Here is a 13,439-nt window from a genome sequence, read left to right on the forward strand (position 1 = left end):
CCAACAGCCAGATCATGTTACAGCGTATCGAAGATCATTACCAAACTTAATTCCCCAACACGTTCTTAGGGAAAGAGTACCGTCAGCGTACCAACCAGCAGAGCCAGTCCGAACAGAATTAGTGCACCAATCAGGAAGGTTTTACCCAGACTACCGCCGGATTTCTTGGGCATTTCGTTTGCCATAATTAATCGATATCAACAAAACGGTCGGTTGCCGCATTGGTTTCCCAACGCGGCAACCGACCTAATGAGTTTCCGATACGTTGCTGTTTTGTCTACGATCGTTCGGCTAACCGCGTTATCGTAGAACAGAGACTACGCGATTACTTAACGTCCGCGGGATTATCTGATTTACCGTACATATCCCGGCGAAACTTGGCCGATGCTTTATAGGTTGCGTTGCGAGCCCGTTGAATAGAGCCCAATGGTCGATGGGCGGCCAGACCATGCCAGGGGCTAAACGCCATTTTGTCGTCTACCACCGATACTCTCCCGTCTGTCCAGGATTCCTGCGGGGTGATAATGACTTTTCCGACAGTGAGGTAAGGGCTTTCCTCCTGCGACCATTCCACGGAAGAATCCTCGATCGGCATCCTGTCAATGTTGGTGGACAGCTGTACGCCTAGCTCCCACACTCCAGTGTTGGTCGCGAAAAACGTCTGTAACAGATGGCGCAACGCATTATCGTCACTATCAATATCAATGGACTGGTCTTTAAGCGCGGTCAGGGTGGACGATACCGGCGTCAGAGAAAACTTTGCCATGTAATCGCCGTACAAATAAGGCACCTGCGAATAATATGTGTCACCCATCGGATGAACGGCTAGTTGTCCCCCCATGTCGGCCATCACGCCAGCATCCGATCCACTGATTTTTTCAACGACCTCCCCAACGGCACGTAACGTTTTAGACAGCCCTTCCTTAAGGCCCTCGGCTTTATTTGTCAGCGCATCAAACCGTTTTAGACCACTCAAGAAATCTTTCAGATCTTTCGGGAACACCGGGCTATTCACCAGAATAAAGTCCTGCGTTGTTGGTTCTTCCGAATCAGGCAGATGCTCACCCTCTACCCCCGCTACCTTGAATGAAATAGCCCGGGGAGTCGATACGCTGTCAGGTAATACATCACCCGGCTGGGTAGATATGCGAACCACGATCTGGTACGTACCCGGTTTGGCGAATAGTCCCTGCGCTAAATAAGGAGGCAGATTATCAAACACGTGAAGCTCGCCGGTTAAGATAGCGTGCCCTTTGGCGTGCACACTGCGAATCGCATGCCCCTGCGATGCGTATGTTTTCCGTTGAATATCGGCCATGGTGCCGATAATCTCCTGGATGGTCTGGGCTTCGTCGGGAGCAGGTTGTTCGTAGGAAGGATCGTATGGTAAGGGCTTAAAATTTGCGGGGGCCTGATTCATCGGGTTCACTTTTAGTCTTTCTAGCAAACCCAGCAAATCACTCAATGTTTATTTTCCGTTACAAAGGCTCAACCATCGACATCCGGTCGCCTGCTGACATTTTTCGGCGGCTAACTTCAGATACTACGCATCGTTCATAGGGGCCATCCAGCTACATTTCCAGTACTAACGAAATGATTAGACTTTTACGTAGGATACTGCCACTCCCCCCGGTACGCCCGGCTCAGCAGTTTGTTGGCTTCGGAGTCGTTGGGTATCTGGCTGCCATCCCAGGCAACGCTACGTCCCAGCTTCAGGGAGAGCATGCCCAGCAACGCCATGTTGGTAGAGCGGTGACCGATCTCGATATCACAAACGGGTAATTTGTTCGATTTGATGCTGCTTAGAAAATTCGCCCACAGCTGAGCAATATTCTGGTCGTCGGGTTGATTCAACTGCGCATCCTGGTGAATTACTGGCTTTTTCGAATCTGCCGGGTAAAACGTCCACCCGTCGAGCCAGCCCATATGAAACGTCCCCTCCGTTCCGTAGAAGTATACACCCACGGCCTGCTGGGGGTGCGTTTTCTCGGCCATGTTTCCACCAAACGTTCGGTGCTCCCAGACGGCAGTAAAGTTTTCAAACTCAAAGGTCGACACCTGGTGATCGGGAGCGTCCGTACTGTCCTGTCTGATGGCCCGGCCACCCGTCGAGTACACTTTTCGCGGGTGTTTTTCGTCCGTACACCATAAAATTTGATCCATCCAGTGAACACCCCAGTCACCCAGTGTCCCGTTGGCATAGTCCAGAAAATTACGCCATCCCCTGGGGTGCATGGCGGGGTTATAGGCACGTAACGGAGCTGGTCCACACCACATGTTCCAGTCCATCTCCGCTGGGACTTCACCGTCGGGCGTCGGTTTTCCGGGGCCCCCGCTGTAGTGCACGAATGCCCTAGCCATGCCAATCTTTCCGACTTTACCGGATTTGATAAACTCCATCCCCGATACGTTGTGGGGCGAAACGCGCCGGTGCATCCCCACTTGGCAGATACGTCCAGTCTGGCGGGCCGTTTTCACTATAGCCTTACCTTCATTGATCGTATGACCAATTGGTTTTTCGACGTACACATGAGCACCAGCTTGCATAGCCGCAATGGCAATGAGCGGGTGCCAGTGGTCGGGGGTGGCCACAATGACGATCTCGGGTTTTTCCGTTGCGAGCATTTCCCGGTAGTCCCGATACAACTTCGGCCGGTCGGTGGTTAGCTTGCTCAGTTCATCGCTGGCCTTTTTGAGTTGCCGCGTATCGACGTCGCAAAGGGCCACGATTTTCGATTCGCCAGCCTGCACCGCACAACGTAAAATATTACCGCCCCACCAGCCGGTGCCAACCACCGCCGTACGGTACTTTTCTGCTTTTCTGGGCGTGATAAAGGCCCTCACCTCACCCGGATCAGTGATTAAGGCGGCACCGGCCAGCGCCGATGTTTTCAGGAAATCAGTACGATTCATAGGATTGCAGCAAGTAGCCCATTCCATTTCTTACTAAACTCAGTCCAGAAAACAGGAATGTGTCAAACTGGTAAAGCATCAATCGTTCGCTTAGCTACTGATTCCTTTTGCCAGCTTAGCCCGGCAGCGCCCATGCATTACCAGTTCGTTCAGCTACCGTTTACAGGAAAAGCTCCATTTGAATGTTGGCCCGCTTGTAAGGCGACGGGGCACCCACGATCCGCTGAAAGCCCAGTTTATGATAGAGATTAATGGCCGGCTTCAGCATTGTGTTGCTTTCCAGATAAAGCCGCTTCGCTCCCAGTTCCCGGGCCTGATCCAGACTAGCCTGCCCCAGTAGCCAGCCCACATGCTTCCCCTGCGCTTTGGGCGACACGGCCATTTTAGCCAGCTCGTAGGTTGTATCGTCCATTTTGATCAGCGCACAGGTGCCGACGGGCTCGCCCTGGTAAAGCGCCATCAGGATACAGCCACCCGGCTGAATGATTTTCTTTTCGGGATAATCCAGCGCCTGATAATCGGCTTCCTCCATCACGAAATACGTTGTTATCCACTCTTGATTGAGCTGGCGAAAGGCGTCGTGGTACTGGTCGGTATACGGAACAATCTGAACGTGCTGACGTTCGCGCTGTTTTCGCTGTCCATTGACCCGTTCAAACAGACTCTGCTGTTCCAGTAAATAGTCCAGTTCATCCAGTGCTTTCCAGATATTGTGCTCGGTTTGCGCCAGCATAGCGTCTACCGCTGTGCCCACGTCTGTTAGTTGATATTGCAATGCCGGGAGTTGCTGGCGGGCTTGATCAGATAACGTAATGATTGTTTTTCGCCCATCATCGGCGGCCTTGCTGATGATGACGAATCCTCGCTGGCTCATTTCTTTGATCACCTGACTAACCGACGCCTGCGACTGACCTATCAGCTCAGCCAATTGAGCGACAGACTGGTTATCTTTCTTCGTCAACGCGTATAACACCGAAAACCAACGCGGCTCAGTGGTCACCCCATAAAGGCCGTAAATTTTTGCGGCTTCCTGTGTTAGGCGTTCACTCATCTGTCGTAACCGGCTTCCTAGGGCCATTGGCCCAGTTTGCCGAAAGAAATCCATTTGCATTGCCATTTACATAAGTACTTATGCAAATGTACTAGTCGTTCGTCATTCAAGCAACACGACAGCCTGCTCTGCTTCCGATTTTTCTTTTTGCTCCAGTTTGATTGACTTTAATGAACTACTCAGGCCGAGTTTTAACGATACGTCTACCGGTAAACAGAAGCGCGGGATTGGCGGAATACGGTTTCCGTTTGTCAAACCCGGTCAATCGCCGTAATTTCGGCCTATTATTTAGTTGCTCGTGCTATGACGGAAGCCCCGAAAGACTCCTCCGAGAGGTCTCTCAATTTTATTGAACAGTTTGTTGAAGAAGACCTGGCTGCCGGTAAAAACGGCGGTCGTGTACATACTCGTTTTCCACCCGAACCCAATGGCTATCTGCACATTGGACACGCCAAATCCATTTGCCTGAACTTTGGACTGGCCGATAAATACGGTGGACAAACCAATCTTCGTTTCGACGATACAAACCCCGTCACTGAAGATACTGAGTACGTCGATTCGATCAAGAATGATGTACGCTGGCTGGGTTTCGACTGGGAAAACGAGTTTTACGCGTCGGATTATTTCGATCAGCTATACAGTTTTGCCGAAACGCTGATCCAGCAGGGGCTGGCTTACGTTGATGATTCCACCGCGGAAGAAATTGCCGCTCAGAAGGGAACACCAACCGAACCCGGCCGGATGAGCCTCTACCGGGACCGGAGCGTCGACGAAAACCTCGATCTGTTCCGGCGCATGAAAGCGGGCGAATACCCGGACGGCGCAAAAGTGTTACGGGCGAAGGTCGATATGGCCTCATCGAACATGCAGCTCCGCGACCCGATTATCTACCGCATCAAACACGCCCATCACCACCGGACCGGCGACAAATGGTGCATCTACCCGATGTACGATTTCGCCCACGGTCAGTCGGACGCCATTGAGCACATTACCCACTCGCTCTGTACGCTGGAGTTCGAAGTACACCGGCCTCTCTACAACTGGTTTATTGAGCAGCTTAATCTTTTCCCCTCGCGGCAGATCGAGTTCGCGCGGCTCAACCTGACCTACACGGTCATGAGCAAGCGGAAGCTGAAACAACTGGTGGAAGAAGGGCACGTCAGCGGCTGGGACGACCCCCGGATGCCGACCATTGCCGGTATTCGTCGCCGGGGCTACACCCCCGCCAGTATTCGCGAGTTTGCCGACCGGATCGGTATCGCCAAGCGCGATAACCTGATCGACGTAGGCCTGCTGGAGTTCTGTATCCGTGAGGAACTGAACAAAACCACCGACCGCGTCATGGCGGTAGTTGATGAGAAGCCACTAAAACTGGTTATCACTAACTACACGCAGGGCGAAGAAATATTGCACATCGAAAACAATCCCGAAGATCCGAACTCTGGGACGCGGGAGGTTCCGTTCAGCCGGGAAGTGTATATCGAGCGGGACGATTTCATGGAAAATCCACCGAAGAAATACTTCCGACTCTTTCCGGGAGGTATGGTGCGGCTCAAAGGTGCTTACATTGTCAAATGTGAGGAAGTCGTTAAGGACAACGCCGGGGAGATCATCGAACTACGTTGTACGTACATTCCCGAAAGCCGGAGCGGCTCGGATACGTCAGGCATCAACGTAAAAGGCACGATTCACTGGGTATCGGTTCCGCACGCGGTCGAAGCCGAGGTTCGGTTATACGACCGACTGTTCTCAGTCGAGAACCCAGCCGCCGATGAACGAGACTTCAAAGAATTGATCAACCCAAACTCACTCGACGTGGTCCGTGCTTTTGTTGAGCCAGCGCTGGTCGAGGCCGTCAGTAAGCAGCCAGACCTGAAAGTTCAGTTTATGCGCAAAGGCTACTTCATTCTCGACCCAGATTCAACACCCGGTCGGCCCGTCTTTAACCGGACCGTTACGTTAAAAGACGGCTGGGCGAAGGAGCAGAAGAAAGGATAAAAATCAATGGGGAGCGATATATCAGATATCGCTCCCCATTTTGATTCCAGTCGTTACATTACGTAACTTTCTGACATGGGCCAGATTCACAAATCCAGTTCTTTCGAGGACATCCCAACTTATGACAAGGCATACTGGTGGGCGAAAACCCCGGAGGAGCGCCTGGCAGCCGCGTTAAAACTGATTAAACGCGCGAAAGCAATTTACGCGTCGAATCCCGCTAACCCCCCCCTAACTAATGGTGGACAAGTACTTAAGTCTGATAAGCCTATTCAACGAAGAGGGCGTTGAGTATGTAGTACTAGGTGGTCATGCAGTCATTGCTCATGGATACTTACGAACTACGGGCGATATTGACATCTTTGTGCGTCCAAGTTCTGATAATGCCGATCGCATCCTTAAAGCTTTACACAAATATGGATTCACCAGTAACGAATTCGAGCACAGTGACTTCACTACAGTACCAAATTATTTGTCTTTTGACCGGTATGATGAGTGGATTGATTTAATGACGTTTACGCTGGGTGTTACGTTTGACGAGTGTTTTCAGAATAAGGTTGTATTACAAATTGAAGGCGTAGCAACTAACGTAATCAGTCTTCCCGATTTGATACGTAACAAACTGGCTACTGGGCGCCCACAGGATCTACGCGACTTGGAAAACCTTCCTAAACCAGCGGCTACCTGAGCCAATAGACTCTTCCCTTTGTTTGTTTTGGTTTCCTAGTATATACTACCTTTCGAAGCTATTTATTAATCAACCGTTCGTAACCTTTTAGTCTATCGAGTAGTTATTTTAGGTACAACAAAACCTTGAATAACTCAACGACATGGACAATCAAAAAAACCTATCTGGCAAAAAAGTAGCTGTTCTCTTAACCGAAGGATTTGAGCAGGTTGAAATGACCGAGCCCCGGAAAGCCCTACAAGAAGCGGGGGCCACGGTGCACATTATTGCTCCCAAAAGTGGTGAAGTAAAAGCCTGGGACATGGATGACTGGGGCGAAACATTCGACGTGGATCTGGCGCTCGACGCAACCAGCCCCGATCAATACGATGCTCTGCTCCTGCCCGGCGGTGTCATGAACCCCGACAACCTTCGCGTGGACACCAAAGCTGTTCAATTCGTAAAATCCTTCTTCGACGCCAACAAGCCCGTAGCAGCCATCTGCCATGCAGCCATGACCCTGATCGAAGCTGATGTTGTTGACGGTAAGAAAATGACCTCGTTCCCCTCGATCAAGACGGACTTAAAGAATGCCGGCGCTAACTGGGTCGACGAAGAAGTAGTGGTGGACGGCAATCTGGTATCGAGCCGCAATCCTGATGACATTCCAGCCTTCAACCGGGAAATGGTGAAGCGGTTTGCGCAGGGTGTTACAGCGAATCAGACTGCGTAACGGCTGGTAAGCCACAGATAAATATTACCGTATAGCACAATTGGGGCCTGGATTTGAATCCGGGCCCCAATTGTGCTATTAAGATCCCACCTTCGTCGGGGTGACAAAAAACTAGAACAGCTCACGGGCTATTTTCATCACGTTATCAGCTTTGCCCATCGTGTAGTAATGCAGGACGGGGGCACCGGCCGCAATCAGCTCGCGCCCCTGCTGAATCCCCCATTCGATGCCCACCTGCTTAGCCTGCTGGTCGTTTTCGCAGCGTTGCACGGCGCGTATCAAATCCTCGGGCATTTGCAGGTGAAACAGCTTCGGCAGAATTTCCAGCTGACGCCGGGTCGCCAGCGGTTTCAAGCCCGGAATAATGGGAACCGTAACACCCGCCTGACGGCAGCGTTCGACGAACTCAAAGTACTTCTTGTTATCGAAGAACATCTGCGTCACGATGTAGTCAGCCCCCTTGTCAACCTTGTACTTGAGGTATTGAAAGTCTGTATCGTGATCCAGCGCTTCAAAATGCTTCTCCGGATAAGCAGCGACACCGATGCAGAAATTACTGGGCGACAGGGGCGTATCCTCTTCGTGCAGGTAAACGCCCTGATTCATGTTAGCCACCTGCTCTACGAGTTCGCTGGCGTAGGTATAGCCATTTTCTTTCGCCTTGAAGGTAGAAAAGGGTTTGGCCGGATCACCCCGTAGCACCAGCGCGTTGTCGATACCGAGGTAATGCAGGTCAATCAGGAAATCTTCGGTTTCGTCGCGCGAAAAACCTCCGCACAGAACGTGCGGCACCGGGTCGACACCGAAACGGTGCATAATGGCCGCACAGATACCCACCGTACCGGGCCGCTTCCGGGTCACGATCCGCTGAATAGTCCCGTCCGGCAGGGGCCGTTCGATGTATTCCTCGCGATGATACGTAACGTCCACGAACGGTGGTTTGAACTCCATCAGCGGCTCGATGTTGTCGAGCAGACTCTTCAAGTTATCGCCCTTGATTGGCGGAATCACTTCAATGGAAAAGATTGGCTGCCCATTGGCGGCCTGAATGTGTTCGGTAATTTTTGTCATTAGAAAGGCGACGCGTTCGAATGCGTCAATACGCGGGCAAAACTAACGGGAAAACGTTAATAACCGCAGGTAGATTCCATTGGCGCCCCCATTACTCCAGGGTTGTACGTCCAGCCGCTGCCCCAGCGCCGACTTTTTTTTGGCTTCGTGCAGTTTGGGTATCCCCCACCCCACCAGCGAACCAAAGGCTGCGCCTACCAGCAGATCGGTTGGGTAGTGCAGACCGGCGTCATACCGGAAGACAGCCGTAGCCGTAGCCAGCCCTAACGAGCCAACCCAGACGACAGGTTTCCACCGGGAGTTCGGGAAATAATGCCGGAACACTTCGCCGGTGAATACGGCCGTGGCAAACGCATTGCTAGCGTGGCCTGAAAAAAATGACTGGCGGGCGTCTTTATTTTGCTTCTCGTCAAGCGGAGCGGCTGAGTTATACACATACGGTCGCGTACGTAACGTTACCGCCTTGACGGTTCGCCCAATACCGTTGGTAAGTAAAGCTGTCTCCAGGTACATCACGGCTACGGTTTTAATGTCCTGCCGCATTGGCTTGGTACCAATTGCCAGCAGCCCCGCCAGCGCTACGTTTCCGGCAAAAGTCACGTCACTCAATCGATCCAGCGTCGGGTTCCAGCGATACGTAGCGCCCCGGTCGAACGTATTGATAGTAGCCCGGTTCAGCGCGTTAATTTCAACTGGTGTCAGTAGATCAAGCTGATGCGTCAGGGCTACGGATGTACCCAATGTAACGATTCCCGCGCCCGCCAGCACCACTTCCCGCCGGGTGTTGAGTTGATACGGCGAAACACGCTCGTTTGGCCCTTCTGTAGCCAGCGTAGTGTCAGCAGACTGGGCCACGTTAGGCCGGGCCACGTTAGACTGTGCCATACCTGACTGAACAGTACCGAGCAGCGTACAAACACTCAACCAGACAGTTAGACAAATCGACGGTATTCTCGTTCGGAAACGATACTGCATATTTTTCAGGTTAAACGACTCGTAGGATCGTAGGTTGTTTAGTCAGGTATACTAGCCGCCCTTCGGCTTCGGCAAAGCCCATCTGGCGGTATAAATCCGTAAAATAACGTAACGTCCGGGTTGGGTCTGTGCCCTCCTCCCCTTCGTCATTATCCGATATGGATGCGTATTGCACCAGTACGACGTGCGTACTGGACTTGTGCACGACCCGGTGTGGTGCGCCGTGTGAGCGCCCACTTTTCCGGCTGCTCAGGATACTTCGGTCGGTATCGACGCGCAGCGCCGGATCGAACAGATCGGCCAGGTCGGGATGCATCATTAGCTGCGTCAGTTCCTGCCGTAAGTCGGTGGTTTCTGAGCTTCGTAATAACCCTTCGCGCACAAGCTGCCAGAGCGATCTATCCAGTGTATCCGCCCCCTTGATTAAACTCAGCGCGGCCTGGAGCTTACGGTCGTGCTCGCGGGTCCGGGCGAAAGTCGCTACATCGAATACCCGATCGGCCTGCCGACGCAGTTGCAGATCCTGTCCCCGATTCCCGCTGATTACTTCATCCAAGATAATCTCATCGGTTTCCGACGCTGCCTGGTGGGAGAACGCGTCCGAACATTCGCTGATAATGTATTCCGACTTTTCGGCCTGCCAGCCACTATCGCACCGCTGCGCCAGATCGCTGTCTTTCAGGAAAGCGTACAACCAGTGCGCAATCGTCGATGATTTCGTCGCATCCGCTTTCTTATCAAAGTCTTTTTTGGCTTCGCTGATAATGTACAGCCGATTCGTCGGGCGCGTGAACGCTACGTAAAGCAGGTTCATGTTCTCCAGAAAGGTGCGGGTCACTTCCTCAACGTACTGTTCGGCTACGATGTCAGGCGTCTTTTTTAGATCGCTCTTCGGGTGGACGGGCGCGCTGGTCAGCCGGAGTATCTCACCGGTTCCTAGCTGGTGCGACAGCAAGTCCGACTGGACACCGCTTAGATCCAGCCAGATCGTTCCGCGACTATTGGGCGTTACGTCCCAGTTGGCAAACGGAATGATCACGACCGGATATTCCAGTCCTTTCGATTTGTGAATGGTCTGGATACTAACTGCGTTCCGGGCATCGCCTTCCACCGAAATCTTCTCCCGAACGCTTTCCCAATACAGCAGAAAATCACTCAAGTGACCACTTCGCTTCTGATTGAAAGTCAGCACTTCATCCAGAAAGCGGAACAAAAACGGGTTATGCTCGGCCTGCTCGAACAGATTGAACTGATGAATCAGCCGCTCAGCCAACTCGTAGGGATTTAATTGGCCCAACGCGTACGGGTCAAGCGGGTATCCCTCGTCGGCCAGATAGGCGTACACTTTGTCGATGGAAATATCGTCGGCTACAGTCCGCAGCTGTTCCGTCAGGGCATCGTCGGGAAAAATACCTTTTACCACCCGATGATACAGATACAGCAGTTCGTATCGCAGTAACACCTGATCGGGTCGTTGCAGTAACTGCATGACCGTAACGATCCACTTGACCGAATCCGAGAATTCCAGCGACAGCGAATCGGCTGATACCAGTGGAATCTGGCGGCTGTTCAATGCGTTCGCCAGGGCACGGGCATGCGCTTTTTTGCGACAGAGAATAGCAATATCACCGTATTGATAACCATCGGCGAGGGCCTGCTCCAGATGCGCTATCGTCTTCTCGAGCATCATCATCGTCAGATCCTTGTTCGCCCCGTCGTCCTTGGCGACAAAATCGATCTGGACATGGCCCGTCTGCCGGGCGTCGGGCTGGGCTTTCTGCTGAAACTCCTGTTTCGCGTCAAACACATCCGCGATTTTTCCGTACGTACCCTCAAACGCCCGGGCCGCAAAATCGAAGAACTCATTGTTAAACGTAACAATGGGTTCGGCACTTCGCCAGTTGGTGTCCAGTAGCTCCTGCTCAATGTGCCCGTTAAGCGCATCGATACGTTCAGCCGTCCAGGAACCGGGCTGGTGCGCCAGTTTCAGGCTTTCCAGATCGTTCCGGTGCAGGGCCACGATCTGGTCCATGTCACCCCCCCGAAAGCGGTAAATGGCTTGCTTCCCATCGCCCACGGCCAGATTGAAATGCTCAAACCCAAGGGCATTTTCGATGAGCGGCATCAGGTTAGCAAACTGTAGCCGAGACGTGTCCTGGAATTCATCGACCAGAATATGGTTGTATTTAGCGCCCAGCCGCTCGAACAGAAACGGTACCGGTTCGGACGCGACGATACTCAGAATTTTCTTGTTGAATTCGGAGATATGCACCCGGCCGTCTTTGCGCAGTAGTTCATCAAACTCGATACGCATCTGCCGCAGCAGGGCCAGTTTTTGCAGGTGGGGCAGCAGGCAATCGAACAGCACCAGCTGCTGACTACTTTCGTCCTGAATGGTCTGAATCTGAACCAGACAATCGGTCAGTTCATCGACCATCCCGTCGATGGTTTCCTTAAGGAGATTAGCGGCTTTCTTGCTATACCACTCGCCCTTGTCGCGGGCGCTGGCAACGCGGGCACCCGCTTCTTTTTTTCCTTCCCCGGCGGCTACGGCTTTGATGAAACCACCCACACCCGATGCCCCGTAGGAAAAGTCCATTTCGTCCAGACCTGCATCGGTGATACGTTTCCAGGCCCGCTGGCCGTGTGCCACAACGGTCTGTTCAATCTGCCGATTGTAGTCCATCAGTTGCGTCCGAATAGCACGCAGCGCGGCTGGCGTGAGTGCCTGGGCAGCGTTAACGGCCTCATAAAACTGGTCCGATGTCAGGTTACGACCAAACTCTTTGAGAACTTCGGGCAGCTGATTCCAGCTGTTGCCTTCGGCTGCCGTGTGGGTGTAGTATTCACTCAGAATCGTCGTGATCTCGTCCATTTCATCAATGCCTGCTTTTTCAATCAGGCTGTCGATGGCGAGTTCCAATACTTCGTCGGTTTCGAGCTCGACCTCAAACGAATACGGCAACCCCAGTTCGTCGGTGAAGGCCATTACGATCCGCTGCGTAAATGAGTCGATGGTTGTTACGCTAAAATCGGCGTAGCGGTGCAGGATGGTTTTGAATACCCGGTCGGCTTTTTGCCGCAGTTCCCGTTTGTCCCTTTCGAACGCATCGGTGCCGGGCTCCGATTCGTACAACTCCTCAACGAGCACGCTCATCAACGGAGGTTCCTGCTCTGAAGTGGCCAGCGCCATCAGGTTCTTCAGAATCCGATCCTTCATTTCATTAGCCGCTGCGTTCGTGAACGTAACGGCCAGAATATGCTTGAAGTAATCATTGCTCGCGCCGGGTCGGAGCGCCAGTTTCAGGTACTCTTTCGTCAGGGTATACGTCTTCCCCGACCCGGCCGATGAGCTGTAGATTTTGAACATGAGGAGGATGGAGGAAAGCAGGAAAGCAGTAAGGGAGGAAAGGAGGAGAATATATCACCCGGTTATTACGGGCTTAACAGTTTCCTTCATTCCTTCCTCCTCTACTCCTTTCCTCTCCTTCCTCCTTCTTTAGAAATTATACCGCAGTCCCAGCCCCGTGTTGAGGTTCAGGAAGAACGGAGCCTGGAGTAACTCGACGTAGGCTCCACCTTCCAGGAAGAACGAATAGGGTTTGTTTGCAGGAAAAAATTCTAGTCCGCCCACTCCCGAGGCTCCGATGGATAGAGAACTCTCATATTCACCGTTCAGGCGGGGTGGGTAATACCGGCGGGTGTTGATCTGCCCCCCCAATCCGTAATAACCCCGAATGCTTTCGCTGCTGGTTAGGGATTTGTGCGTGATGTAATGCCCCTGGATACTTAAGCCAACGGTCCGGTAATTCCCCGTCCGGTAGCTCCGGCGCGTGCCGTACAAACCACCATACGTACCAACGTTCAGGTCGAACGCATGATTACTACCAAAGTATTTCCGGACGTTAACGCCCGCCGGTTCGCCAATGCGAAAGCCAACCGACCAGTTGTTGTACTGGGCCTGCGCCCGATTCGGCAATGCCAGCCCACCCAGAGTAGCCAGCGTAAAAAGCAGAAGCAGTTTTCTCATA

10 protein-coding genes are annotated in these 13,439 nt (G+C 52.6%); 3 read left to right on the forward strand and 7 right to left on the reverse strand.

Annotated elements, in window-relative coordinates; genetic code table 11:
- Nucleotides 1-325: 325 nt before the first annotated feature.
- The 3 genes from ACYVAD_RS05760 to ACYVAD_RS05770 form a co-directional block, all read right to left on the reverse strand.
- Nucleotides 326-1,420: a catalase family protein gene (locus tag ACYVAD_RS05760; protein WP_461138527.1), complete on the reverse strand. Its 1,095-nt coding sequence runs from the start codon at nucleotides 1,418-1,420 to the stop codon at nucleotides 326-328.
- Between the two features lie 185 nt (nucleotides 1,421-1,605).
- Nucleotides 1,606-2,913 (reverse strand): Gfo/Idh/MocA family protein, encoded by a 1,308-nt coding sequence (locus ACYVAD_RS05765; RefSeq protein ID WP_461138528.1) that lies wholly within the window; start codon nucleotides 2,911-2,913, stop codon nucleotides 1,606-1,608.
- A gap of 160 nt (nucleotides 2,914-3,073) precedes the next feature.
- Complete coding sequence (locus tag ACYVAD_RS05770; RefSeq protein WP_461138529.1) at nucleotides 3,074-3,964, reverse strand: bifunctional helix-turn-helix transcriptional regulator/GNAT family N-acetyltransferase; 891 nt, start codon at nucleotides 3,962-3,964, stop codon at nucleotides 3,074-3,076.
- Nucleotides 3,965-4,267: 303 nt separating this feature from the next.
- Between ACYVAD_RS05770 and ACYVAD_RS05775 the strand changes: the two genes are divergently transcribed.
- The 3 genes from ACYVAD_RS05775 (at nucleotide 4,268) to ACYVAD_RS05785 (ending at nucleotide 7,362) form a co-directional block, all read left to right on the forward strand.
- Nucleotides 4,268-5,962, forward strand: a complete 1,695-nt coding sequence (locus ACYVAD_RS05775) for a glutamine--tRNA ligase/YqeY domain fusion protein (protein ID WP_461138530.1) — start codon at nucleotides 4,268-4,270, stop codon at nucleotides 5,960-5,962.
- A gap of 238 nt (nucleotides 5,963-6,200) precedes the next feature.
- Nucleotides 6,201-6,650: a nucleotidyltransferase gene (locus tag ACYVAD_RS05780; protein ID WP_461138531.1), complete on the forward strand. Its 450-nt coding sequence runs from the start codon at nucleotides 6,201-6,203 to the stop codon at nucleotides 6,648-6,650.
- 142 nt (nucleotides 6,651-6,792) lie between these two features.
- Nucleotides 6,793-7,362 carry a type 1 glutamine amidotransferase domain-containing protein gene (locus ACYVAD_RS05785; protein ID WP_461138532.1) on the forward strand — a complete coding sequence of 190 codons (570 nt, stop codon included), beginning with the start codon at nucleotides 6,793-6,795 and terminating at the stop codon, nucleotides 7,360-7,362.
- Between the two features lie 111 nt (nucleotides 7,363-7,473).
- On the opposite strand, the gene ACYVAD_RS05790 is transcribed toward ACYVAD_RS05785, so the two are convergent.
- The 4 genes from ACYVAD_RS05790 to ACYVAD_RS05805 all read right to left on the reverse strand — a co-directional run bounded on the left by ACYVAD_RS05790 (nucleotide 7,474) and on the right by ACYVAD_RS05805 (nucleotide 13,438).
- Nucleotides 7,474-8,433 carry a methylenetetrahydrofolate reductase gene (locus ACYVAD_RS05790; protein WP_461138533.1) on the reverse strand — a complete coding sequence of 320 codons (960 nt, stop codon included), beginning with the start codon at nucleotides 8,431-8,433 and terminating at the stop codon, nucleotides 7,474-7,476.
- A gap of 42 nt (nucleotides 8,434-8,475) precedes the next feature.
- Nucleotides 8,476-9,318: a phosphatase PAP2 family protein gene (locus tag ACYVAD_RS05795; protein WP_461138534.1), complete on the reverse strand. Its 843-nt coding sequence runs from the start codon at nucleotides 9,316-9,318 to the stop codon at nucleotides 8,476-8,478.
- A 100-nt stretch (nucleotides 9,319-9,418) separates the two neighbouring features.
- Nucleotides 9,419-12,778, reverse strand: a complete 3,360-nt coding sequence (locus ACYVAD_RS05800) for a UvrD-helicase domain-containing protein (protein WP_461138535.1) — start codon at nucleotides 12,776-12,778, stop codon at nucleotides 9,419-9,421.
- A gap of 129 nt (nucleotides 12,779-12,907) precedes the next feature.
- Complete coding sequence (locus tag ACYVAD_RS05805; RefSeq protein ID WP_461138536.1) at nucleotides 12,908-13,438, reverse strand: hypothetical protein; 531 nt, start codon at nucleotides 13,436-13,438, stop codon at nucleotides 12,908-12,910.
- Between the last annotated feature and the right edge of the window lies 1 nt (nucleotide 13,439).

The sequence above is a fragment of the Spirosoma pomorum genome (genome assembly GCF_054776615.1).

Coding starts and splice junctions, on each gene's coding strand:
- ACYVAD_RS05760 (WP_461138527.1), bottom strand. CDS start 1,420: ATGAATCAGGCCCCCGCAAATTTTAAGCCCTTACCATACGATCCTTCC.
- ACYVAD_RS05775 (WP_461138530.1), top strand. CDS start 4,268: ATGACGGAAGCCCCGAAAGACTCCTCCGAGAGGTCTCTCAATTTTATT.
- ACYVAD_RS05785 (WP_461138532.1), top strand. CDS start 6,793: ATGGACAATCAAAAAAACCTATCTGGCAAAAAAGTAGCTGTTCTCTTA.
- ACYVAD_RS05800 (WP_461138535.1), bottom strand. CDS start 12,778: ATGTTCAAAATCTACAGCTCATCGGCCGGGTCGGGGAAGACGTATACC.
- ACYVAD_RS05770 (WP_461138529.1), bottom strand. CDS start 3,964: ATGAGTGAACGCCTAACACAGGAAGCCGCAAAAATTTACGGCCTTTAT.
- ACYVAD_RS05795 (WP_461138534.1), bottom strand. CDS start 9,318: ATGGCACAGTCTAACGTGGCCCGGCCTAACGTGGCCCAGTCTGCTGAC.
- ACYVAD_RS05765 (WP_461138528.1), bottom strand. CDS start 2,913: ATGAATCGTACTGATTTCCTGAAAACATCGGCGCTGGCCGGTGCCGCC.
- ACYVAD_RS05780 (WP_461138531.1), top strand. CDS start 6,201: ATGGTGGACAAGTACTTAAGTCTGATAAGCCTATTCAACGAAGAGGGC.
- ACYVAD_RS05805 (WP_461138536.1), bottom strand. CDS start 13,438: ATGAGAAAACTGCTTCTGCTTTTTACGCTGGCTACTCTGGGTGGGCTG.
- ACYVAD_RS05790 (WP_461138533.1), bottom strand. CDS start 8,433: ATGACAAAAATTACCGAACACATTCAGGCCGCCAATGGGCAGCCAATC.